Raw genomic sequence first — 25668 nt, forward strand, 5'->3', positions numbered from 1 at the left:
TACCCCTTGCCATCCTGCTACCTACATCCAGCCTTTATAACCAGGGCCTACGTACTATGCCTTTTACCTCCAATCCTGTCCGTCGAGTTCCGCAGGAGTTCTACGGATTGTTTAATGGAAGAGAGTCTTAGACTCGGTTTAATTAATGTTGAGTTATGAAACTCAACGGTATGTTGTAATCCGCAGAGGCGCTACGCTTAACTCTACGGAGAGGATAGGGCTATTAAAGGTGGATGCCATGGCCCAAATCGGTCCTAAAAAAATATAAGCATTTCTGCACTATCCACACCCAGCCATTGCGCCCTCCATTCTACCTTACACTTTTGGTTAACATTAAGGGGTTAAGAAAAGTAAAGGTTTTTAGGCCCCTTGACCTTTGGGGATGTCTCTATGACTTTTTCACCTTACAGCTTAAATGGACATCAGTTTAGAGGGTTTGGATTCGACCTAAGTCCGAAAGGATCATGGAGGTTGAGTGCAATGCTTGGCCGATTGAGTAAGGCTGTTGAGCAACATTCAGAAGTTAATAATGTATTACCAAGCTATAAGAAAATGGGATACGGGGTTAAACTCAATTTTGAGAAAGCAAAATATATGTTGGGTTTGAATTTGTTTCAAGCAAAGGATAACCTAAATTCTTTCCCAAAAAGCCTTGATAGTCTTATGATTAGCCCCCAGGAAAATTTGGTAATAGGTGCCGAGGTGAGAATTAGACCATTGAAAGGTCTGGAACTTTCTTCAGAACTAGCTACAAGTGCTTTAACTCGCGATTCAAGAGATTCGACTCCAAAGCCAAGGCATACAAATTTTCTGGGATGGTTGTCGAAAGCTAATCATACTACATCGTTTTATACTGCATTTAAAATGCAAATGAATTACACTTAAAAAAAAGCACGCTCGGGTTGGGTTATGAGAGGGTAGCTCCTGGCTATAAAACGCTGGGAGCCTACTATTTTAACAGCGACTTAGAGAATATAACAGTTAATGTTTCTCAGGCCATTTTGAAGGATAAAGTAACTATAACAATTAATACTGGTTTACAACGAGATGATCTGGATCATTCTAAAGCATCAGCTACCAGAAGATTTGTTGGGGCAGTAAATCTAAATTATATTCCTACAGAAAGGATTCAGGCTACATTGAATTATTCTAGTTTCCAAACTTATATGAATATGAAACCTCAATCCGATTATATCAATCAAACTTCAATGTTTGAAAATATCGATACACTTAACTATGTTCAGATTGCTCAAAATGCCAATGCAAGTATTAATTGGTTAACATTGAAGAATGAAAAACAAACACAAATGCTTAACCTAAATCTGAGCTTTCAAGATGCTAGTGATCAACAAGGAGGTGTAGTAGTTAATGGTAGCGCTTCTCAATTTTATAATTTGACTGGTTCCTATCATTTGGCCTTCATTAAGCAAGGGATGGGAGTTACCCTGGGTTATAATTCCAGTTACAACACGATAGGGAAAAATAACTTTTTTACCATGGGGCCAATTTTATCCATAAATACCAAACTATTAAATAAAACCTTATCAACCGGTCTTTCTACTGCTTATAGCCTGAGTAATTCGTTAGGTATCAGGCAAAGTAGTGTGCTAAATGTACGGTTAAATGCAACTTATACTGTGCTGAAGAAACACAATTTGACTTTTTGTGTGATGAATCAAAATAGAAACCAAGTTACGAAAGGGACAAGTTATGACATGACCGCTACTTTGGGTTATGGATATAGTTTTAAGTAAGGTTAGTTGGTTGGTTGGTTGTAATGGTCCGTGAGTCACGGACCATGGGTGTATAGATAGATTTGGCTGCGGATATTTTTGTATCGGCAGCCAAAAGTGTAATATTGTGATGGTGCGTGGGTTACGGACCACGGGCGTATATTGTGTTTATTTACTTAATAAAGCCAATCCGTTTTCTGGCGTATACCTGGTTTGGGTTTTAGCAGCGGCAAACTTATCCATAGTTAGTTTCTGGTTTCTGCCCATTACCAGCATATGATCGTTAGTAGAACCACTGAGGTTAAGTTTAGCCTCATTTTCTATTACGGTATATAAGCCTTCAGATTGTAAATCTAAATCTAGTGAAGCGTTATCGCTTAAGAAAACCTGCAAGTATTGTGCTTTAATTTTGCCTTGTGTTTTAATTTTGGCATTGTTAAGGGCGTGGATTCTGTAGATATCGTTTACATAAACGGTAATTTTTGCAGGGGCATTATCTAGAGATACAATTTCTAAGCCGTCGCCATTTTGGGTGGCCCTTACCTTGCCACTATTTTCTTCTGCATAGCTGATGCCCGTACGTTTACCCTGCACGATAGTTACTTCTACATTTCCTTTTACGAGGATGCGTTTGAAGGCGATTTTTTTCTCGGCGTTAATGGGTTTAACAATTTCTGATGCTGTGCTTACCAAAGCTGTTGAAGTGGTAAATACTAATGCTAAAGAAGAGGCGATTAATGTTTTGAATAAAGTTTTCATATCCTTTTAGGTTTAAATTTTTATAATATTTTTATTGAATGTTCTGATAATAAGATGCTGTGCGGAAAGAAATGTTGCATGCCTGATGGGGGTATTATACCAGCGGGGAAAGCTAATCGACGAACGGGTGATATTTAAAGACCAAAATATTTACAGCGGGCTGCACATGGGTTGGCTAATGGAAGTGGAAAGGGGGGATGTCAATGCTGTTAACTTAAGCTAAATGCTGTCCTGAGCTTCTTGATATGAAATCTGGACAAGTAATCGAAGAGCTTCTTAATAAGTCGAATACTAAAATGGACTACCCTTCGACAGGCTCAGGATTGACAATCCATTTTAGTTTTCTCCTTAAGTTAATAGCATTGGGGGAGATGTGGGCCGGATGCTTGCGTTCTCTTGCTTGGTTAAGCAAGAAAAATGACTGTGGAGAATGCCGTGTATTGCTGATTGAGCGTAAGGCGGTTACACGAAAAAGGCCCATATTGCTATGAGCCTTTTTGTTAACTAACCAGATATGATGGATTAGGATTTAATAAATGCTAATATATCTTTATTGATGGTTTCGGCCTCGGTAGTTGGCATTCCGTGTGGGAAACCCGGATAAGAAATGAGGGTTCCGTTTTTTAACAATGCTGCTGATTTAGGCGCCTGGTTAAAAGGTACAATTTGGTCGTCTTCACCGTGTAAAACCAGTACTGGGATTTCTACACTTTTAAGGTCTTCTCTGAAATCGGTTTCGGAGAAAGCTTTAATGCCTTGGTAATGTGCGAGTACCGAGCCCATCATACCTTGTCTCCACCAGTTGTGTTTTATGCCTTCCTGAACTGTTTTGCCTTCGCGGTTCCATCCGTAAAATGCTACCGGGAAATCGTAGAAATACTGTGCACGGGTAAAGCCAGTACCTTGACGGATTTCATCGAAAATAGAAAGGGGAACACCTTCGGGATTACTTTCATTTTGAACCATAATAGGGGGAACGGCACTTATTAATACCGCCTTTGCTACACGGCCCTTACCATGTTTGGCTACATAGCGAATTACCTCGCCACCACCTGTAGAGTGGCCAACGTGGATAGCATCTTTTAAATCGAGTGCTGCAGTTAATTCGGCCACATCGGCTACGTAGGTATCCATATCGTTGCCATTGGCACTTTGGCCCGAGCGGCCATGGCCACGACGATCATGTGCAATTACCCGGTATCCCTGTTGCAGGAAAAACATCATTTGGTTATCCCAGTCATCGCCAGATAATGGCCAACCGTGGTGAAAAACAATTGGTTGTCCTGTACCCCAATCTTTGTAATAAATTTCTGTTCCGTCTTTTACTTTAATAGTACTCATAGTTTTTTTGTTAGATTAAAAATATGGATTATTTAAATCGGCTTTGGTTTGGCTTATTCTAAACCAGTTTAATGGTTTCGAACTTGCTTACGCAGCTTTAGTTAATTGTTATAAATGTTGTATTGCAATTTACGAACCACTTGCTTAAGTTATTGTTTTTTAATGATTTATGTTGTTTAAGGTCCTGATTTTTTTCGCTTTATTTCGTTAATTTACGTAAACTATACTAACCTTGGCTTAAGGTAAGATTATCATCATTAAACAGGTAAAAACCAATTGGGTTTTAACTCACCTGAACATTTGCCCAGCTGAACGATAGCAAAGTTGATTTCGCCGATTATTTATGTGGATAGGTCCTTTGGTGGCCTAATTTCGGGTAACCAAAAGAACCCCGATGATGAAAAAATATTCTCTACAGCTGCAAAATTTTAAATGGCCGGAAAAACACATGTTGTTTGTTGAAGGTGGTAGTCCTGAAATAAAAAAGTATGAAACGCTACAGCACGAATGGCCTGCACATGAAGAGATAGATCATGTTCATGACCGGCTAGCCCTGGCAGGGGTAGGTTTCTGGAGTTTTTATTGTTGTGGCAATTTACTGGAACTTTGTAAAGTTGCTTGCCGCATGACCCAACTTCGCAATATGGAGGGGCTATCTGCTTTGATTAAACAGCTACATCCCTTAAATCGAAAAGACTTTTTCCTGAATATAACAGGCTTATTAAAAGCAGAACAGGCTTTTGAGCAGGAGGCGCATGTGGTATTGCCTGATGGCGAATCGCGCTGGTTTAGGCTTACCGGAGTTTTAGAACAGAACAAGGATGGATTGCATCGGGTAGTGGGAACTATGGTTGATATTACCGCATTTAAAATGGCGGAAATTAGGAAGGCGAATTTGATGGCTTTTATGAGCCACGAGTTGAAAACGCCATTGAGTACGATGAGATTATATGTTCAATCGGCCGCAAAATTTATGAATCTTAAAGGCGAGGATTTTTTGAAAAGCCAGCTGAGCAAAGCTGATGAACAGGTTTGGGCGATGAACAAATTGATAGATAATTATTTACAGCTTTCGATGACTGCGCATACAGGTCTTTGTATCCAAAGTGAATGGTTTGATTTTTCGGCACTGGTTTATGAAACCGTTTCTCATTATGCGGAGGTAGACCCTGACCATGTTTTCAAAATGGAACTGAATGGCTCCATCTTTATTAATGGAGACCGTGATAAAATTACCCAGGTGATGAATAATTTCATTGGTAATGCGATTAAGTTTTCGCCCAGGAATTGTTTTATCAAGGTGAATTGTAAGAAAGCAAAAAACGGGGTTGAATTTTCTGTAATGGATCAGGGAGATGGCATTGCCCAGGTAGATCTACAACATCTTTTTACCAAACATTATAGGGCTAATAACCCGCGGATGGGCGCTGTTAAAGGTCATGGATTGGGGTTATACCTATCTAAAGAAATTATCGAATCGCATAAAGGCTCGGTGTTTTGCGAAAGCGAGTTAGGGATAGGTTCTATTTTCGGTTTTGTTATTCCCCATCAAGCCCATAACTAAAGATAGATTTTGCCTTTTCAACGATCGATGTGTTGGTTCTAACGATTGCGACATGAACAAGCTGGGGGCGATCTATAAATTTATATTAAATCTAAAAATCAAATATCATGAACGAGGAAAAATTAAGTTTCAAATACGAATTAGAGAAAAAAGCACCAAGACTGGCACCGGGAGGAATAACCAGAGGGGCTTCTGTAAAAGATTTCCCTGCATCTGTAGGTTTGGCTGGTGTATCTATGCGCCTGGCACCTGGTGGTATGCGGGAATTGCACTGGCATGCAAATGCTGCGGAATGGGGTTACGTAATTACGGGAAGCATGAGAAATACCCTTGTTCATCCTGACGGAACGAGCTACATTGATAATTTTGAGCCTGGAGATGTTTGGTACTTCCCGAAAGGTTATGGCCATGCGTTACAGGCCACCGGAACAACGGAATGCCATTTTATCTTGATTTTTGACAATGGAAATTTTTCTGAAGACCATACATTTAGTGTTACCGACTTTATTGCCCACACGCCCAAAGAGATTGTTGCACAAAACCTGGGCTTGAGTTTAGCTGAAGTAGACCTTCTGCCTAAAGGCGAGGCTTATTTTGCCTTAGGCGAGGTGCCTGATGATAGTTCTGCCCTTGCGCAGCCCCGCTTAGTGCCCGAACTTATTTCTAAACATCGCTATCCGCTACATGCACAAGCCCCCCGGGTAATTCCAGGAGCGGGTAAACAAAGGGTGGTTTCTCAAAAAGAATTCCCGATTAGTGAAACCATAACCGGCTCTTTGCTTGAACTGGAGCCCGGAGCCTTACGTGAAATGCACTGGCACCCCAATGCTGATGAATGGCAATATTATATTTCTGGTCAGGCAGAAATGACCGTTTTCCTGGCCGAAGCTACTGCTGTTACCGAGAATTTTAGTGCGGGCGATGTAGGCTATGTACCCATGGGGGCCGGCCATTACATTAAAAATACTGGGAACGAGGTTTGTCGAATCTTAATTGGCTTTAACGCTGGTAATTACGAAGCCATTGATTTGAGCGAATGGCTGGCTTCTAACCCTGATGATGTATTGATTACTAATATGGGTGTTGCTAAAGAGGTTATAGCAAAGCTACCGCAAAATAAATTATTTATCAGGCCGGCTGAAGGGAAGTGAAAATGAAATGTGTTGCGGGGTGTGGGTTGTGGGTTGTGAGTCAGGATGTCTATGCCTGATAAGGTGTAATAGGCTAAATACCAGAGCTGTGCTAAATTCGCATTAGCGTTTCATCGCTTGGAGATTCTTCACTACGTTCAGAATGACAAACAGCTTAGAGCCTCTGCTCTGTTACTCACGGGCCGGCACATGATTAATAGAGGGTCGTAGCGAGACGCTACCAATGCTATTAAGTTAAGCTAAACCCTATCCTGTCTGAGCCTGTCGAAGACCTTCCTAATAAGGAGAAAACTAAAATAGATTGCCCTTCGACAGGCTCAGGATGACAATACATTTTAGTTTTCTCCTTAACTTAATAGCATTGGAGACGCTACAACCAGGGTTTAATGTGTTGTGGGTTATGAGTTACGTGTTGTGTGTCAGGGTGCTTAGGCCTGATAAGCTACAAACAGAATTTTGGTAACCCCCTGGTCCGTGACTCACGGACCAGCACAGGGTTTGATCTGTTGCGGGTTGTGTGTTATGAGTTGTGTGTCAGGGTGCTTAAACCTTGATACCACTTATGTTTTCTGGAATGGCTTATATGGTTTATCTCATTTTCTCTGTGAAAAACTTTGTGTCCTTCGTGGTTAAATGTGTTGTGGATCAGTATGCTTATACCTGATAAATATGGCCTGAATGATTAGGATGAAACGCTAAATTAAAATCGATAAAATGAATAATCTTGATAAATCACCTCTACCATCAGATTTGATAGAGACCCGGAAACAGGAGCTGCTGCAAATGTGCCTGGGGGCCACCGCGGGTTATATTGATGCGTTTGGATTAATCAAATTCAAAATTTACCTGTCATTTATGAGTGGAAATACCACACAAAGCGGAAACCTTTTGGCTAAAGGGAATTTTACGCATGCTGTACTGCCTTTAACGGCAATTTTTTCTTTTTTTATGGGTGTTTTTCTAGGGACTGTTGCCAGTCAGATTAAAAACTATAAAATGCAGTGGATGCCCTTTGTGCCGGTTATTGGAGGTTTAGTTTTATTTTTGCTGCTGGCTCATTTTTTAGCTATGGGGAGTTGGGTTTCTATTGTAATTATTGGGACTGTTATGGGCTATATGAATACAGCCGCTTCAAAGGTGGGTCGACAATCAATTAACCCGGATTTTGTAACCGGGACATTAAATAACATGGCGAAGCATTTGGCTTTATCTCTTTTTAATCGATACCCATCGGATACTGAGGCCATTTGGGATACGCATACCAGGCGCTATATTTTACTGTTTCTGGTATGGGCAAGCTTTATTGGTGGTGCTATAATCAATACATTGGTTTTTCAATATTGGGTAAACTGGTCATTGCTGATTCCCGTATTGGTTTTGATCATATTAACCCTTAATGGTTTTAGAAATGCCAGTGTGGTTAAGGATAGATGATACTCCATATTGTCAATTTATGCTTCTTTTTCTAAAGCCGGGAATTTCAGGCTAATTTTTAAACCCTGATCAGACTTGATCTCAATTTCTCCACCAAGCTGGTTACCCAAACCCTTTATTAAGGTTAAGCCCAGGGTTGAAGTATTTGTAGTACTGTTTGCTGGTAAGCCCACGCCATTATCTGCTATGCTAAAAAGATAAAATCCATTCTCCAAATCATCAAATGATATGATCACTTTTCCTTTTGTATGGTTTGGGAATGCATATTTGATAATATTGGTTATCGCCTCGTTAATGATTAAGCCGAGTGGCATAGCCTGTATAATATCTAATTCTATTTCGGGCACATTAAATTCAAATTGAATGCGCTGGTTTACGTGGAAGGTATCGCAAAGAAATTTCATCAGCTCTACTATATAGCTGTGGATATTGATCAAAGCTACACTGTCTGACTGAAAGAGTTTTTGATGGATTAAGGAGATAGATTGAATGCGGTTCTGGCTATCTTTTATTGCAGCCAGTGCCGCATCATTTTGTAAGTAATTGCTTTGTGCGTTGAGCAAACTGGTAATTACCTGGAGGTTATTTTTAATGCGGTGATGAATTTCTTTTATTAGCCATTCTTTTTCTAACAGAAGCTTGGCCTGTTTATCGATAAGGTTTTGTAAGGAATTGTTTTTGATCTCAATTTCCTGTTGATGGGAGATGAGCAGGAAATTGGCCTTTCTGCGGTTACGATAGCCATAAAGGGAAAGGCCCACGATAACCAATAGGGCAAATAAACCTACAACCGTAACCCTGGCTAACCATTCGGCGCGTTGCAGCCTGTTATTTTGTAAGATACTTTCTTTGCGTAGCAGCTCGTTGTCTTGTTCTTTTTGATTGGCCTGATATTGAATAAGCAACTCCTGCATATCACGATTACTTCTTGCATTAACCAGGGAATCGTTAATGCGCTTATAGTTTTTGTAATTTTCGATAGCCGACTGGAGGTTGTTTTGGGCAGAATCTGCCTGATAAAGGTTATAATAAATGTTACGGATGCTGGAGAGGGGCATAACCCCTTTAGGAAGTGCCAAAACCTTGTTGTAGTAATAATTGGATTTTGCGAAGTCCTTTCTCATGGCATAAAACTGCGCAATGGTATAAAAGCTTTCTGCGGAGTGGAAAAGGTTAGATTGCATTTTCGATTCCCAGTAAATCATTTGCAGGTAGTATTTCTCTGCCAGGTTGTATTTTTTTAAGCTTTTGTAAGCGTTGCCTCTTATGGTTGCGAAAATTACCCTGGCGAGCGGCGTTTTACTGTCGGCAGCGTAAATGTTAGTAAGGGAAAGTACTTCGCGAATGTGGCCTTCTCTAATTAAGCCATCAGATAACATCTTTAAACTGGTGGCTCTTGCTTCGGAATTCTGATACTGCATGGCCTCTAAAGATTGTTGGTAGGCTTTTACGCTGGCAGCCGTATTTCCCAGTTCTGCATAGGCGCTACCCAAATTGCTGAGAAAATAACCCTTGGAAACATCACTTTCGGTAATTTCCATGTACTTGATAGCCAAGATGGTGTTGAAAAGTGATTCTTTAAGGTTGCCCTGCAGGCGATTTACTACTGAAAGCAAATCGTAAGTATACTGAAGGTTTTTATATCCTAACGCCTGGTATTGCTGAATGACCGAAATTAAACCCCTTTCTGCTTCTTTGAGCATACCCATATTTAACTGAACATCGGCAATGGCCTTTTCCATGCCGATGTATGCTTGGGTATCGCCAATTTGTTTGTATAAGCGGGAGGCAGATTGATAATAATTGATTTTCTCCTGGGTAAGTGGTTGGTGATCTCCCCATCTGGAATTGGCTGCTGCTGCGGTTTTAAAATCGCCTGCTTTGCTGCATTTTTCAATTAAGGTGGCAAAGGCAATTTTGGCACGGATATTTTCGCCCCTTTCCTGGTAAACATCGCTTATGTAGAGTTCGGCTAAATGCCCAAGATTGGGTAGTGAAGCTGATTTTGAAAGTTTAATGGCCTGGTTGAGCAGAAGCAGTGCACTGTCTAAATCTTTCCTGGCTTCTTTAGGTTTATACAAGTAATAGGTGCCCACTTCTATAAGCAACTGGATTTTTATATCATTCCGCCTTGCTTTTATTTGATTTAAGATGAAAGGAATTTCATTGGTTACCAGTTTGGCTTTGGCCATGGCCAACTGACTTCGGCCGTACCAGATGCCTGCTGGTTCTCTTGCACTTTCCTGAAGTGCTGCATGTGCAAAATAAACTGCACTATCTATGTTTTTGCGGCTGTAGAGCTTGTTAAAGGTATAGAAATTGCTAATGCGGATCTGGTAGTTAATGCGGTCGGCAGTGGTTTTACTACTTTTAAGTAGCTGACGAAGTTCTGGTAAAGTATATTTTAGCTCAGTTTGCGCAAAAAGCCTTTGGAAGGATGAGCATACCAAGCATAGTACCAAAAATACTTTCAAATACTTCAACATAATCTTTTCCTCTATATCAGCCCCAGGGATTTTCCGACAGGTATTTAAGTTCCGAAACTAGCAAATTATAAGGCTATGCCCAAGCAAATGGACCTATTTAACAAATTCGAACTTTATTCCCAACTTCTTAATTTTCGAATTCAGGGTAGTTGATGGAATATTTAGAATTTCAGCTGCTCCTCCGGGACCAAAAATCTTACCCTTACACATTTTTAAAATGCTGAGTATATGTTCTCTTTCCATTTCTTCCATCGTTTTAATTTTAAACTGGTTATCCTGGTTAAATACCGCAGGCGTAGTTACACCGGGCAGTTCAATTGCCGTTATTGTATCTCCTTCAGTTAACACCATGGTTCTTTCAATGAGGTGTTCGAGTTCGCGTATGTTTCCCGGCCAATCATAATCCTGTAATTCGTTTAGTGCGGCAGTAGAAATTGCGGAAACATTAGAAGAACCTTTTTTGCCATATTTATCGATGAAATATTGCGTTAACACAGGGATATCTTCTTTTCGTTGCCTTAATGCGGGCAACTCGATAGGAAATACATTTAAGCGATAATATAAATCGAGACGGAACCTGCCTTCTGCCACTTCTTTTTCAAGGTTTCGGTTGGTAGCGGTAATAATTCTGACATTTATTTTTTTGGTATAGTTCCCTCCTAAACGTTCAATTTCTTTTTCCTGCAATACCCGCAGCAGTTTAACCTGCGCCTCTAAGGGAAGTTCTCCAATTTCATCGAGAAAAATGGAGCCACCATCTGCTTGTTCAAACTTACCGATTCGCTTTTCGTTTGCACCTGTAAAAGATCCTTTTTCATGCCCGAAAAGCTCTGATTCTATTAGTGTTAATGGTAATGCTGCGCAGTTTACCGTAATTAATGGCTTGTTTTTGCGCGGCGATAACTTGTGAATGGTTTGAGCGATTTTCTCCTTTCCTGTACCACTTTCTCCTAAAATAAGTACGGAGGTGTCATCGGGGGCAACCAATTCCAGTTTTTTAAAAGCGGCATGCAATAATTTACTGTTGCCTACAATACCATTAAAATCTTTGGGTTCTGGTGGCTGTTCTGTTTTGATAAAGGGTTTTTCTAAACTGATTTCAATTGCCAAAGGGGTTTCGGTAACCGCGTCTTTGCTGTAAATGATTTTATCTAACACCTGCTCCCAGCTTTTTTTAAACTGATTAACTATTCCGGTATGTACTTTGGTGTATAAATCGGATAAATGGTGGAAGAAAACAAACTGGAAGGTTTCTCCATCTCTTTCGATTTCGCAAACTATGGCCGATTCTAATTTGTAATGATCAGAGAGGGCCTGTATCCATGGGTTTTCCATTCGCAGTTTTCTAAAATCATATCCATTAAATATCGATTTTCCGTTGTGAACGATGGCCGTGGCATTCCAGGCTTTAAAATCGCGACTAGAAATATTGGCTTCTTTTAATAGAGATTCATTATTCGGGGTGTTGAATTTTCCATCATCCCTGCGGATAATATAAGTTTCTTTAGTTGTTACCCGTGGGTTTGATTTGGTAATCCAAAGGAACTGAAAAGGTACCACAGGATATAATGCCGCAGCCACCTGTTTTAATCGGTCAGCGCTTGATTCTTTCTTTTCTGTAATGTGTTCAATTTGTTTCTGTAGAGAAGGTTCCTCGTGCTGGTTGTATTTTAAGTTTTGCTCATGCCGGTAACGGGCAATATCCAGCATCACCATCAAATCTTTTTCCCTGAAGGGTTTTACCAAAAAGCCATAGGGTAGGGTTGCTTTTGCAGCCTCCAGAATACCCTGGTTGGTATTTGCAGAGATATAGATAAACGGAATACCCATTTCGGTAAGCTGTCCGGCTAAATCGATCCCTGTTTTATCGCCCTGCAAAAAGATATCCAGCAATATCCAATCGGGTTCTTTTGTACCGATTAACTCGAGTGCTTTTACTACAGATGGAGCGATGCCGCATACCTTGTAGCCTGCCTTTTCCAGCATGATCCGTAAATCGTTAGCTACAATAAATTCATCTTCTACAATTAAGATTTTTTGTTTCATTTTCTATTCAACCGAGAGTGATATAAAAACCGGCAAAGCCACATTGCTATTGGTAAAGAATAACATCTTTTAAAGGGAAATCATTTTAGGCCAACAAATCGTTTTAGCAGATTAATACAGTCTTATCTGTTCAAGAAAAATACCAATAGTTAAGCTGCTGGTTATTAGTGTTTTGTTTTAATTTCTATGTGTGTAAATTCATGATATATCGTTGATTTACCAAATAGCATTATCTTTTTATGTCGAGTTTTTTAATTTTTGAGTTTAAAGTTGTTGCAGGTACGCCCAGTAATTCTGCTGCACCACCGCTACCGGCTACCCTGCCTTTACACAGCGCTAGAACCCTGATAATATGATCTCTTTCGTTATCGTTAATGGTTTTAATTTCATGCGGTAAGCCGGGCTCCTCATGTTTCATTCCAAGTTCTAAATCGTTGGGATTTAATTTGCCATTTGAAGCCAGGAGGATACTTCTTAAAATAATGTGTTCTAATTCTCTGATATTGCCTGGCCAATCGTATTGTAATAGGCGGTCTAAAAAATCGGAAGGTATTGACGGAATACTTTTTCCGATAACTTTGGCATGTTTGTTTACAAAATACTCTGCCAATAAAGGGATATCGGTTTTTCGCTGCCAAAGTGGAGGGATATGAATAGGGAAAACATTCAAACGATAAAAAAGATCAAGTCTGAATCTGCCTTTAGCAATTTCCTTTTCCAGATGGAGGTTTGTTGCCGCAATTATCCTTAAATCAACAGCGATGGGTTGTTTGCCTCCAATTCGCTCAATCTCTTTCTCTTGCAATGCCCTAAGCAGCTTGGCCTGCAGGTCGAAGGGCATTTCGCCTATTTCATCTAGAAAAATAGTGCCTCCATTGGCCTCTTCAAATTTTCCTATTCTGGTATTTACTGCGCCTGTAAAGGCTCCCTTTTCGTGACCAAACAGAATGGATTCAATTAAATCGAAAGGTAGGGCTGCGCAGTTTACGGCTACCATTGGTTTGGTATTTCTCTGCGAGAGGCGGTGCAGGCTTTTGGCGATTTCTTCCTTTCCCGTTCCACTTTCACCTGTTATGAGCACCGATGTATTGGTGGGGGCTACTATTTTAATTTTATCTAAGACACTTAAAATGGCCGTGCTTTTGCCGATAATATTTTCGAATTCCGTTTTAGCCGGGGGTAGGATGTTATCTGGCTTTTTATTGACAGGCTCTGCTCCAACCTTTTCGAGATCGATGATGTGAGCCAATTTTTTCTCCAGCGTAGCCGATAAGGAACTTAACAGCTCCATGTGTGCCTGTTGATAGATGTTTTGGGTTCTGCTGTAAAAGGAAAAGCTAATTTGATCGCCATTTTCCAGGTAGAAGGTTTTAACGAGATTGGCGTTAAGCTGGTAGGTATTGGCAATTAGATTTTTCATCGGAACGCTCTTTTTTACGTTCTCAAAATCATCGCCTATGTAAATACAGTCTGTTGTTGTTTCGGGTAATAGCTGGTTAATATTGGCATATTGGGTACTGCTTAAATGGGTAAGTTCCATAAATTCTGACACGGATAGCAGGCCATACTGATCGAAGTTTTCTCTCGTGATTCCAATTTCGCGGTATCGTTTCCCATCTTTTTCAATACCAGAAAGTACAATAAAATCAAAAGGAATATAGGGTTGAAAGGCACTTGCCATAGCGATGATTTTCTTTTGCCAGGTGAGGGATTTCATTGAAATATCGACAATAAAATCCTGCATAAAGCGCTCACTACTTGTTTTCATATTATGGCTGTTTTCCTTGCGGTACCTTGCAATATCAATGCTTAATAAAATATCGCGGTCTCGGTAAGGTTTAACAATAAAGCCGTACGGACTGGTAGATTTTGCGGCTTCAAGTACTTTTTCGTTAGAATTTGCAGAGATATAAATAAAGGGAATCTGGATTTTCATCAGGTGCCGGGCCAAATCAATTCCGGTAAGCCTGCCTTTAAGATAAATGTCTAACAGTACCAGATCAACCGCCTGCTTTTCCAGTATAGCTTCTGCCTGCTTTACCGAATCTGCAATGCCTACTACCTGATAACCGGCACGTTGCAAAATCATTTGCAAATCGTGGGCAACTATAAATTCATCTTCAACGATTAGAATTTTCTCCGTCATTATTATTTATTAATTATTTAGCAGAAACAAAGGTATTTTGGGAGGTTAATTCTTGAGCCTGGAACTTTTATTAATCGTATCCTCTTGCTACTTATTGAGCATATGTTCTCGTTTAATATTAAATTTCTTGATTTTGGAATTGAGTGTTGTAGCCGGGATATTTAAAACCTCTGCTGCGCCACCAATGCCAGATATTTTGCCATTGCAACGTTTCAATATGGATAAGATGTGATCGCGCTCATTCTCATGTATGGTTTTGATTTTTTGTTCGGTACCATTAACTACCGATTCTGTTCGGTCTATTTTAGGTAAATGAATATCTTTGAGTATGTTGCCCTGGTTTAGTAAAATACTCCGCTCTATTAAATGTTCCAGCTCCCTGATGTTTCCGGGCCAGGTATAGGCCATTAATTTATTAACAGCACTTTTTGAAATTGCATTTACCTGTCGCCCTGTTTTTTTTGATATTCGGGCTATAAAATGAGATACTAAATAAGGAATATCATCTATACGCTCTCTTAATGGAGGAATAGAAATTGGGAAAACGTTTATTCTGTAGTATAAATCGCTTCTGAAATTTCCTTTTTCTACTTCTTTTAACAGGTTTCTATTGGTGGCCGCTACAATTCTAACGTTGGTTTTGATTACTGTTTTGCCACCTATGCGCTCGATTTCCTTTTCTTGCAGTGCCCGGAGTAATTTTACCTGCAAATCCAACGATAGTTCGCCAATCTCATCCAGAAAAAGCGTGCCATTATGTGCCAGTTCAAACTTGCCAATCCGGCGTTCGGTTGCTCCTGTAAAACTTCCCTTTTCATGACCGAAAAGCTCACTTTCGGCCAGGGTTGGTGGTAATGCGGCACAATTTATCTTAACCATTAACTCCTTGTGGCGCGGAGAGGCATTGTGCAAAGCCCGGGCAATTAATTCTTTTCCGGTGCCGGTTTCTCCTAAAATAAGTACGGTACTATCTGAACTGGCTACATGATCAATGAGATGGAAAACTCCCTTTAGAGAATGGCTCTGGCCTATAATTTCTGAGTGGTTGTATTTATGTAATACCTCTTCCTGAAGATAAGTTTTTTCATCTTCGAGTTTCTGTTTATAAGTATTGATTTCCTGTAGTTGTTGTTCGATTTTTTCGTTGGCCTTAATGTTGGATATAGCTACAGAAATTTGCAGGGATATACCATGAAGTAAATCAAAATAAACATTGGAAACGGAATTGGTATTTTTGGTGTAAAGGTAGAAGAAGCCAATGCAGCTGGAACGATCGACCATTTTTAACCCTATCATTTCTTTGATTCCTTTGTTGTGCCAAAACCCGAGCCAGGCTGGCGCATCATGCCAGGTTAAAACAGCCTCTACATTGAAAACAATTGGCTTTTCGGAAGAGATCATTGCCCTGCACATGCCATCGTTAAGGGTGTACTTTTCTGAAGATGCTGGTGCAATGCCCGCTGTTTTAAGGAAATCTTCTTTTTGGTTGTAAATGAAGGCGCTGTGTGTTTGCTGATCATCGTTGATGAGGCAAATCACGAAATCATCAAAATCGAATAACTTTTTGAGTTTCTGGTCTATTACATCAAAGAGGTCGAGTTTGTTTCGTATGGAGGCAATAGAGTTGCTTAAAGAAAGCAGTACTTTGTTCTCTCTTTCTTTTTGCTCAAGTTTTTCTATTAATTCTTTCTTGTTTAAGCCCTTCTCTTCTTTATCCTCCAGGCAGGCATGTTCTTGATTTTCAATTTCAGATAAATTGCCATTGCTTTCCATGCAGCAAAAGTAGGGTTTATAATTTTAAAAAATCACTTTAGATGAAATAAATAGATCACGAAATTTCGTTAATTGGATATTTATTTGTCTCATTATTAGTGTTTTGAATAGTTTTTGGCTGAGTGTAGTAGCTGATTTAAATTCGTTACTAGAAAAGAAAAAATAGCCAGGATGAAGGAAATTAGGTTGTTATGCGTTAGGAGCTATTGGCTTGGTGGCTTGGCCTGTAACCTTTCTATTGCCGAATTTGGCAGAAGGTAAACTGAGGTGCCTAATAAGCCTAAGGTGGTTTCGAGTCGGTTTCGTAAAGGCAGGAGCAGGCTCAATTCGTAAATCAACGATATATGGTTAATGTTATTTTTCTGAATTTGTGTTAAGTAATTGGTTGTTAGGATTTTGACGGATGGTATGTTTCTTGGAACAGTGGGGGAAACAAAAAATAATTTAATTATGAAACCATCACCAGACTTATTATCTCCAGAAAATCATGCATTAGTATTAATTGATTTTGAAGGACAAATGGCTTTTGCAACGAAAAGCATCTCCATTACCGAACTTCGTACCAATGTAGCCATTGTTTGTGGCGCATCTAAAATCTTCAATGTTCCAACTATTGTAACTACAGTTGCTGAAGAATCATTTGCTGGCCCCGTTTTTCCAGAGATTGAAGAATTTTATCCTCAGGCCACTTCAAATTATATCGATAGAACTTCGATGAATACCTGGGAAGACGAACCTGCTTACAAGGCAATCACCGGAACTGGAAAGAAAAAAATTGTTTTAGCTGGACTTTGGACAGGTGTATGTATTGTTGGCCCTGCTTTATCTGCATTGGCAGAAGGTTTTGACGTTTTTGTAATTACCGATGCTTGCGGTGATGTTAGCGATGAAGCGCATGAACGTGCAGTGCAGCGAATGGTACATGCAGGTGTAAAACCCGTAACTTCTGTTCAATACATTCTCGAACTTCAAAGAGACTGGGCCAGAACAGAAACTTATGTTCCGGTAACCAACCTGATGAAAAAATATGGTGCTGGATATGGAATTGGTATCCAATACGCACATAAAATGGTAAAACACTAATTTCCATTTGCAATAAAATGAGCCTTAATTATCCCCATTCGGCGATTTTATTGACCACTTGTTTTTGCCTTTTAACGGCAACGGTATTTGGCCAGGGCATCAAGCTTATGCGCTACGATGAGGATTATAGCCAACTGAAAGATTCGAGCAGGAACTTCTACAACACACTAAAGTTCCTGCCGCTTTCGGCTAATAAAAAGATGTACATCACGTTTGGTGGGGAACTTCGAGCGGAGTATGGCGGGAAAATAAACGAAGATTGGATTAAAGATCAGGGGTTTAATTATTCTTTTTTACAGCGTTACTCGATTTACACCGATATACATATGGGCGACAGGCTTAGGTTTTTTGCCCAGTTAAACAGTGGACTGGAAAATGGGAGTAAATATGGTCCGGCTCCGGTTGATGAAGACCAGCTTGCAGTTCAAAATCTCTTTGCCGAATATCGGATACTTAAAGATACCACCCATCAACTGGCTATCCGGATAGGGCGGCAGGAGATTAACTATGGATCGGGCAGGCTCATTTCTGTAAGAGAAGGCACTACGGTTAGGCAATATTTTACAGGTGCTAAATTAATGTATGCTACACCCCGGTTTACATTGGACGCATTTGTTTTAGAAGCCGATGAAGTTAATTTTGGGGTATTCGATAATCGTCCCAGCCACCAGGCAAACCTTTGGGGTGCTTATTCAAATCTCAATATCCAAAAAGGGGGTAACTTCGATTTCTATTATCTGGGAATAAGACGAGATGGTGCGGAGTTTGAAGAGGGTATAGAAAAGGAAATCAGACATACCTTAGCTACCCGATACTGGAAAAGTGGTGGTGGTTTTATTTACAATTTAGAGGCGGCGTACCAATTCGGAAAATTTGGAAAGGGGAATATTGATGCCTGGACCATGGCCATTGAGTTGGGGTATACCTTTGAGCAAATCAAATTCAAACCATCCATTAACCTTCGCAATGATTACATCTCCGGAGATCAAAAGGCTGGAGACGGAAAGCTGCAAACATTTAATCCTTTGTATCCAAAAGGTGGTTATTTCGGATTTAATCCCCTCATTGGTCCGGCTAACTTAATTGACCTACATCCATACTTAACCCTTTCTTTAACAGATAAATTAAGTATGCAGGCCGATGTGGTTTTTAACTGGAGGTATGCGCCAGGCGATGGAATTTATCGGCCGGGAGGAAACTTTAACACAGCGGGCTCCATATCCGATCACCGGTTTATCGGTACCACATATCTGTTAAGCGCAGATTATAAATTTAACAATAACCTTTCATTTAGTTGTGGAGGTCAATATTTCAGGGTTGGGAATTTTATTAAGGACATTGTTCCGCTCTGGGATGATTCACAATTTTTTAATGCTCAGGTATCATACAAATTTTAAACAATAGGAATATGAAAAAGCACTTTACTAAGCAATCATCAGCTGTTATTCGAGGTATAAGGATAGCCATGGTTGTATTTTCTGTATGGATTACAGGAACAGCGGCATTTGCGCAACAAACTACCGCCATTGGCACCGCAAAGGTTTGGGGTACAGTAGATGGCGTTTCTATTGAGGGCGTTGTTCAGGGGCCATCGGCACAGGTTAGCGATTTACAGGTAGCCTGCGTTTTTGAATATACTGAGGGAGATATTTTTAACGCTCCACCGGCACTTCCAGCGGCATTAAATGGCCTGGTTCATTTAGATCACGACATGAAAGGCTTGCTAACCGAAATCCGTAAAAGCGGTAAATTTCTGGGGCACGCTAACGAAACATTATTAATTACACCCCCAAAAGGTACCATCGGCGGTAAGCGCTTGTTATTAATCGGCCTTGGCGACAGAAATAAATTTACGCCCGACCTGATGACAGGTGTAGGCAGTGTGGCGATGCGAGAAGCATTAAAATTGGGGGTTAGCAATTTTTCTTTTGCGAGCGACCTGAAGGATGCCGGAATTGATTCGCCAACAGCATTGGTTGCCGGCAATGTAGTTAAAGGGGTTTTTGAGGCTTACCGCGCACAGATGTGGTTAAAAGACAAGCAAATGGCTACTGTTAAGCCCATTTCGAAAGTAATTCTTTTGGCTGGCCCTGCATTTTTTACTACTGCGGGAGAAGGTATACAAGAAGCCCTTAGTGCCATCAAAAATTAATGCTATTTCAATTTAAATATAGAAAAAAATGACTGCAGACATGATTTTGTTCAATGGTAAAATACATACCATTGCGCAGCGTAAAGAGAAAATTACCGCCGTTGCTATTAAAGATGGCAAATTTATAGCCGTAGGAAATGATAGTGATATTCTGGCCTTTTCGGGTTCATCGACAAAAATTATAGATTTAAATAAAAAGCGCGTAGTTCCCGGGATTAACGATTCCCACATTCACTTGATTCGTGGCGGATTAAATTTTAACCTGGAGTTACGCTGGGATGGTGTTCCTTCGCTTGCCGATGCATTGCGGATGCTGAAGGAGCAGGTGGATATTACGCCTTCGCCACAATGGGTACGCGTTGTTGGGGGCTGGTCTGAATTTCAATTTGCCGAAAGACGCATGCCTACTTTGGAAGAAATCAATGCCATTGCACCAGAAACACCCGTATTTATTCTTCATTTATACGATCGTGCCTTTATGAACCGTGCTGCCCTGAAGGCCGTAGGCTATACAAGGGATACACCCGCGCCTCCGGGAGGGGAAATTCAGCGGGATGCTAACGGTGAGCCAACAGGACTAATTATTGCCAGTCCGAACGCCATGATCTTATACTCTACATTGGCCAAAGGACCGAAACTTTCTTACGAACATCAGGTGAATTCTACCCGTCATTTTATGACAGAATTGAACCGTTTTGGGATTACCAGCGTAATTGATGCAGGTGGAGGCTTCCAGAATTTTCCTGACGATTATAAGGTGGTGAATGAACTTAACGAACAAAAACTATTGACCGTTCGCATTGCGTATAACCTGTTTACCCAACGGCCAAAGCAAGAATTTGAAGATTTTGAAAACTGGACTAACTCGGTTAAACTTTACCAGGGCGATGATATGTACCGCCATAATGGTGCAGGCGAAATGCTGGTATTCTCGGCAGCAGATTTCGAAGATTTCCTGCAACCAAGACCAGATCTTTCTGATAATATGGAGCCGGAATTGGAACGTGTTGTGCGTTTACTGGTAGAAAAAAGATGGCCATTCAGGCTTCATGCTACCTACAATGAAAGTATTGGCAGGTTTTTAAATGTTTTTGAAAAAGTAAACAAAGATATTCCCTTTGCCGGTTTACCCTGGATTTTTGACCATGCTGAAACCATTGATGAGCGAAACATTGAACGGGTAAAAGCATTGGGTGGTGGTATAGCTATTCAAAGTAGAATGGCCTATCAGGGCGAGTATTTTACCGAACGTTATGGTGCAAAGGCGGCTCTACAAACGCCACCCATTAAAAAGATGCTCGAAATGGAAGTGCCGGTTGGCGGAGGTTCTGATGCTACCCGAGTAAGCAGCTACAATCCCTGGGTTTCTATGTTTTGGCTCACTGCAGGTAAAACCGTTGGTGGTTTAAAGATCTATAATGAAGAAACTGTTTTATCGCGTGAAACAGCCTTAGAACTTTATACCAGGGGGAGTGCCTGGTTTTCGAATGAACAGCAGAAAAAGGGCGATATTGAAGTGGGGATGCTTGCCGATTTGGCAGTTCTGAACCATGATTACTTTGAAGTATCTGATGAACAGCTGAAAGGTATTGAATCTGATTTGACCCTTGTGGATGGTAAAATTGTTTATGCCAAGGGCGATTTTTCTTCATTCTCGCCACCCAAGATTCCGATTTTACCCGATTGGTCGCCAACCAATAGCTACAATGGTTATTACTCTGCAGCCAGTCATAAAAGCAATCAACAAGGAAAAACCAAAGGTGCAAATGGTGCCAGTTCGGTGCTGGCCATGGTGCATTCTTGTGTAGGGAGCTGTAACGTACACAACCATAATCACGATGCTGTGCGAACAAGTAACCTGCCTGTAAACAATTATACCGCATTCTGGGGAGCGCTGGGTTGCTCATGCTTTGCTTTTTAATCATGGAAAACATTATCAAATACCTGCTTTATTCTGATCTGGGATCAGCAATTAATAACTGGGCTGTTCTTGTTTTCAGGGTACTGCTCATGCTCGAACTTTTCAGGGTTCATGGTTTAAAAAAGTTTCGCGTTCAAAACGGAGAGAAAGAACATGTGCCTAATCCTTTGGGTTTACCCGATAAGTTAAATGGCTTTGTAGCAACTTTTTCAGATACTGTTGTGCCTTTTCTGGTGGCTTTAGGTTTCGGAACCAGGTTGTTCCTTTTGCCCTCCATTGGGGTAACAGCAATTGGTTACTTCGTTGTTCACCGAAAAGATTCAATAGAAGTTCGCGATGTACCCTATATGTACACCCTGGCGATGCTTTTTTTGTGGGTAATTGGCCCCGGAACTTATTCCGTAGATCATTATTTAATCAACACAATTTTTAATTAATACATAAACATCAAAATAACAATATCATGGAAGCTAAAATTGGAATCAGCTCAGACAACCTTGCCGAGGTTGCACATTCATTAAGCAAAATTCTTGCAGATGAATACGTTTTATATACTAAAACAAGAAAAGCACACTGGAACGTAGAAGGGCCAGATTTTTATAATAAACACAAATTTTTCGAAGAGCAGTATACACAATTGGAAGATATTGTTGATGCGGTAGCCGAACGTATCCGTAAGCTAGGACATTATGCACCTGCATCGCTTAAGCAATTCTTAGAATTAACGCACTTAACTGAAGATGATCGAGGAAAAAATGATGCCCAAACTTATATCAAAATCCTCCTTGCCGATCATGAAAGTATTTTAATTCATTTAAGGGAAAATATCGACACTTTTGCGGCTACATTAAAAGATGCCGGAACCAGCGATTACATTACAGGTTTAATGGAAACGCATGAAACAATGGCGTGGATGCTAAGGGCTCACTTATCATAATCAACATAAAAATGGAAGAAAAACAGAACAATATCTGGTTTGTAACCCTCGTATTAACCATTATTGCAGGCTATTGCGATAGTATAACCTTTGTAGCTGCCGATAAAATTTTCTCGGCACATGTTACAGGAAACTTTATTGTATTTGCCTATCAAATTATTAAAGGCTCTAGTGGTGATGCATGGATCAAGCTGCTAACTTTTCCCATATTTATGCTCTCAGTAATGGCTGGTGGCTGGATATCGGCGAGATTTTCGAACAGGCATTTTCTGCTTTTATGCGAGGGAATTATCCTGTTGGTTGGTGGAGCAATAGCATATTCGCTAGGCTACATTGATAATGGAGAAATTACCTGGCCCATGTACCTGGTTACCATGATCGTAGTTTTTGCTATGGGCTTACAAAATGCTTTCGGGAAACTGTTTGCTAAAGAAACCTATGGGCCAACAACCATGATGACCGGAAATGTAACCCAGTTTGCACTCGACATCAGGTCTTACTGCAATTCTGGATTTAAAAATACCGATTTCCTTTCTGGGGTAAATAAAGGATTAATTACGCTGGGCGGCTTTTTACTTGGCTGTGTACTTGGTGCGTGGGTAGGGCAACTTTTCGGATTGGTGGGCATTGTATTGCCCGGCATAGCCATGATTATTTGCTACTACAGTACCTACTCAAGTAAAAGTGAGATTAAACTTTAAGCATGTTAAACAGAAATAGCCCCATTAGTATTTTAAGTATGAATCTTCGATTCTTGTTTATCATTGTCATTCTAATAAGCCCTGTTCTTAGCAAAGGACAGGGCATTAGGACTAAATTGGAGGCAGAAGAGGCAGATAAACAGCTTAGAAGGCTAGGACAAACAGAGCGGAAGGTAGATGTATTGATTGATTTGGGTACTTATTACCTGAACCTGCCTGGTGAACTGAAAACCGATTTAGCCACAGCGATGAATATCCGCGAACAAGCTTTTGCACTTGCCGGAAAAATCGAATACCCCAAAGGAATAGCTAAAAGTATGGTGCTTCAGGGTAATATTGTTCGCGAATCGGGCGATAAGCCTAAGAGTACAAAAATGTACGAACAAGCCATTGCTTATGCCACTAAGATGGGGCTAAAAGATGAGTTGGCCGAAGCTTATTCGGCTATGGGCTATCTGTTTGGTAATGAAGGCAAAGATCTGGATAGGAAGATCAGTTATAATGAAAAATCGTTGGCATTATATCGCCAAACAGGCAACAAACTAGAGGAAGGGAATTCACTTAAAAACCTGGGCGACTACTACAACATAAAGGGACAAGCTGCTTATGCCATCAAATTAATGGATACTTCCCTTTCTGTTTACAAGGCGATTGGATTTAAGGAGTTGCAGGGTGTTTACAACAATATGTGTATTACCAATATTAGCCTGGGTAACTTCTCTAACGCATTAAAATATGGCTTGTTGGCCGAGAAAACCGCAGCGCAGCTGAGTGATACCAGTTTGCAAAGAAGTTCGATATGCAACCATCTGGGCCTTACTTATTACTATTTACGCAATGATCAGAAAGCATTGGATTATTGGTTAGAAGCTAAAACTATAGCAGAGAAATATAAAGATCCTGGTTACATGCAAACGGTTATTGCCAATGTTGCTACCATTTTGGTGAGGATGAAAAGGTTTGACGAGGGTATAACCGTTTTAAAAGAAATGGTGAGTAAATATCCGCCTACGGATGTTCAAATGAAACTTCGTATACCCTATATTTTGTTTAATACTTACTATGATATTGGACAATACGCCAAGGCTGCGCCGTATTTTAAGGTGTTAATGAAATTTCATCGTGATTTACCCAATGAAGATCCGAACCAAATTTATCTATACCGAAGTATTATCAGGAAGCTGATTCACGATAAGCAGTATGTAGCTGCTGACGGGTATTTAAAGGCTCATGAAAAACAGAGCATAGAACAGAAAAACTTACTTGCCCTTTCTCAGTTACACCGGCTTTGGTTTGATGTTGATTCTGCTCTGAATAAACCCTGGTCGGCCGTAGCACACTATAAAACCTACAAAAGACTAACCGATTCTATTTGGAACAATGAAAAGAACAAGCAGATTGCGGGTTTAGAAATTGAATTTCAAACGGAGAAAAAAGATAAAGACATTGCGCTGCTAAACCAGAAAAATCAATTGCAAAAGGTGCGGATTGAAAACGAAGGCCGGCTGAGATACATGTTTATTGCTGGTCTTTTTATCGCTGTTTTGGTGGTTGGTTTAATTTATAACCGCTATCGCTTAAAAAAGCAGAGTAATTTAGTTTTGGAGCAAAAGCAAGCGGAAATTAATAGCCAGAACGAGCTGCTGAGGAAAATTCTCGAAGAAAAGGAGTGGCTCCTGCGCGAAATACATCACCGGGTGAAAAATAACCTGCAAATTGTGATCAGCCTGCTCAATACCCAGTCGGCATATTTGGACAATGAAGATGCTTTGGTGGCCATTAGAAATAGTCAGAACCGGATGCATGCCATGTCGCTCATACACCAAAAGCTTTATCAATCGGATAACCTGGCCGAAATTGATATGAAATGGTACATCAAGGAATTGGTAGAATACATGATTGAATGTTTTGGAACAGCGCGTAAAATCAAGTTCGAATTAATTACTGATGAAGTTAAACTAGATGTAGCACAGGCTGTTCCACTGGGGTTAATACTGAATGAAGCCATTAGCAATGCCATTAAATATGCTTTTCCCGACGATAGAAAAGGGAATGTGCGAATTGCCTTTGTTGAGATGGAAAACAATGCCTGCAAACTCAGTATTTCTGATGATGGGATAGGACTACCTGAAAATTTTAATCCCGAGGATACAGAATCGTTGGGGATGAGCTTAATGACCGGGCTAACAGATCAGCTTAACGGAAAGATTGATATGTGGAATGATGATGGTTTGACCCTGGAGGTTTCCTTTGTGAGACATGGGGAGTATCAGGATGCTGGTGTTTAGTATTTAGTATCAAGTATTTAGTATTTAGTATCAAGACGCAAGTAGCAAGATATAAGTATCAAGTATTGAGATACAAAGAGCAAGGAACAAAGACTGGGCGCATAAATCGATGAAAAGTTTATTGTCGGTGGCGACTCCAGACTCAGGACTTCA

Annotated in this window: 19 protein-coding genes; 13 read left to right on the forward strand and 6 right to left on the reverse strand. The window is 40.4% G+C overall.

Annotated features, from left to right (window positions below):
* Window positions 1-492: 492 nt before the first annotated feature.
* Window positions 493-885 carry a hypothetical protein gene (locus tag BMX11_RS21135; protein ID WP_139180246.1) on the forward strand — a complete coding sequence of 131 codons (393 nt, stop codon included), beginning with the start codon at window positions 493-495 and terminating at the stop codon, window positions 883-885.
* Between the two features lie 17 nt (window positions 886-902).
* Window positions 903-1754: a hypothetical protein gene (locus BMX11_RS21140; RefSeq protein WP_090888550.1), complete on the forward strand. Its 852-nt coding sequence runs from the start codon at window positions 903-905 to the stop codon at window positions 1752-1754.
* A 147-nt stretch (window positions 1755-1901) separates the two neighbouring features.
* Here BMX11_RS21140 and BMX11_RS21145 read toward each other — a convergent pair whose 3' ends face one another.
* Both BMX11_RS21145 and BMX11_RS21155 read right to left on the reverse strand, forming a co-directional pair.
* Window positions 1902-2492, reverse strand: a complete 591-nt coding sequence (locus BMX11_RS21145; protein WP_090888553.1) for a GIN domain-containing protein — start codon at window positions 2490-2492, stop codon at window positions 1902-1904.
* A 522-nt stretch (window positions 2493-3014) separates the two neighbouring features.
* On the reverse strand, window positions 3015-3833 hold the full coding sequence (locus tag BMX11_RS21155; RefSeq protein WP_090888559.1) for an alpha/beta fold hydrolase: 819 nt from the start codon (window positions 3831-3833) through the stop codon (window positions 3015-3017).
* A 394-nt stretch (window positions 3834-4227) separates the two neighbouring features.
* On the opposite strand from BMX11_RS21155, the gene BMX11_RS21160 reads away from it, so the two are divergent.
* From BMX11_RS21160 to BMX11_RS21170, 3 genes are all read left to right on the forward strand, one after another.
* Complete coding sequence (locus tag BMX11_RS21160; protein ID WP_090888563.1) at window positions 4228-5397, forward strand: sensor histidine kinase; 1170 nt, start codon at window positions 4228-4230, stop codon at window positions 5395-5397.
* Window positions 5398-5504: 107 nt separating this feature from the next.
* Window positions 5505-6548 carry a cupin domain-containing protein gene (locus BMX11_RS21165; protein WP_175474637.1) on the forward strand — a complete coding sequence of 348 codons (1044 nt, stop codon included), beginning with the start codon at window positions 5505-5507 and terminating at the stop codon, window positions 6546-6548.
* Window positions 6549-7262: 714 nt separating this feature from the next.
* On the forward strand, window positions 7263-7982 hold the full coding sequence (locus BMX11_RS21170) for a YoaK family protein (protein ID WP_090888569.1): 720 nt from the start codon (window positions 7263-7265) through the stop codon (window positions 7980-7982).
* A gap of 17 nt (window positions 7983-7999) precedes the next feature.
* Here the strand turns inward: BMX11_RS21170 and BMX11_RS21175 are convergent, their stop codons facing one another.
* From BMX11_RS21175 to BMX11_RS21190, 4 genes are all read right to left on the reverse strand, one after another.
* Window positions 8000-10468 carry a sensor histidine kinase gene (locus BMX11_RS21175; protein WP_090888572.1) on the reverse strand — a complete coding sequence of 823 codons (2469 nt, stop codon included), beginning with the start codon at window positions 10466-10468 and terminating at the stop codon, window positions 8000-8002.
* 93 nt (window positions 10469-10561) lie between these two features.
* Entirely contained in the window at window positions 10562-12514 is a 1953-nt protein-coding gene (locus tag BMX11_RS21180; RefSeq protein ID WP_090888575.1) for a sigma 54-interacting response regulator, read from the reverse strand.
* Window positions 12515-12743: 229 nt separating this feature from the next.
* Window positions 12744-14660 (reverse strand): sigma 54-interacting transcriptional regulator, encoded by a 1917-nt coding sequence (locus tag BMX11_RS21185; protein ID WP_090888578.1) that lies wholly within the window; start codon window positions 14658-14660, stop codon window positions 12744-12746.
* Between the two features lie 87 nt (window positions 14661-14747).
* The gene (locus BMX11_RS21190; protein WP_090888581.1) at window positions 14748-16433 is read right to left on the reverse strand and encodes a sigma-54 interaction domain-containing protein; all 1686 of its coding nucleotides are present in this window, start codon (window positions 16431-16433) and stop codon (window positions 14748-14750) included.
* 450 nt (window positions 16434-16883) lie between these two features.
* Here BMX11_RS21190 and BMX11_RS21195 point away from each other — a divergent pair, with 450 nt between their 5' ends.
* The 8 genes from BMX11_RS21195 to BMX11_RS21230 are packed head-to-tail and all read left to right on the forward strand — an operon-like array spanning window position 16884 to window position 25515.
* Complete coding sequence (locus BMX11_RS21195; protein ID WP_090888629.1) at window positions 16884-17516, forward strand: hydrolase; 633 nt, start codon at window positions 16884-16886, stop codon at window positions 17514-17516.
* A gap of 17 nt (window positions 17517-17533) precedes the next feature.
* Window positions 17534-18913 (forward strand): alginate export family protein, encoded by a 1380-nt coding sequence (locus BMX11_RS21200; protein ID WP_090888584.1) that lies wholly within the window; start codon window positions 17534-17536, stop codon window positions 18911-18913.
* Between the two features lie 11 nt (window positions 18914-18924).
* Complete coding sequence (locus BMX11_RS21205) at window positions 18925-19668, forward strand: M17 family peptidase N-terminal domain-containing protein (RefSeq protein ID WP_090888587.1); 744 nt, start codon at window positions 18925-18927, stop codon at window positions 19666-19668.
* A 28-nt stretch (window positions 19669-19696) separates the two neighbouring features.
* Entirely contained in the window at window positions 19697-21589 is a 1893-nt protein-coding gene (locus tag BMX11_RS21210) for an amidohydrolase (RefSeq protein ID WP_090888589.1), read from the forward strand.
* Window positions 21590-21591: 2 nt separating this feature from the next.
* Window positions 21592-22026 (forward strand): DoxX family protein, encoded by a 435-nt coding sequence (locus BMX11_RS21215; RefSeq protein ID WP_090888592.1) that lies wholly within the window; start codon window positions 21592-21594, stop codon window positions 22024-22026.
* A gap of 26 nt (window positions 22027-22052) precedes the next feature.
* A complete protein-coding gene (locus BMX11_RS21220) occupies window positions 22053-22526 on the forward strand; it encodes a Dps family protein (protein ID WP_090888595.1) in 474 nt (157 codons plus the stop codon).
* Between the two features lie 11 nt (window positions 22527-22537).
* A complete protein-coding gene (locus BMX11_RS21225) occupies window positions 22538-23227 on the forward strand; it encodes a YoaK family protein (protein WP_090888598.1) in 690 nt (229 codons plus the stop codon).
* Window positions 23228-23229: 2 nt separating this feature from the next.
* A complete protein-coding gene (locus BMX11_RS21230; RefSeq protein ID WP_090888602.1) occupies window positions 23230-25515 on the forward strand; it encodes a tetratricopeptide repeat-containing sensor histidine kinase in 2286 nt (761 codons plus the stop codon).
* Window positions 25516-25668: the final 153 nt, after the last annotated feature.

It is taken from the genome of Pedobacter rhizosphaerae (assembly GCF_900111155.1).
Lineage (GTDB): Bacteria > Bacteroidota > Bacteroidia > Sphingobacteriales > Sphingobacteriaceae > Pedobacter > Pedobacter rhizosphaerae.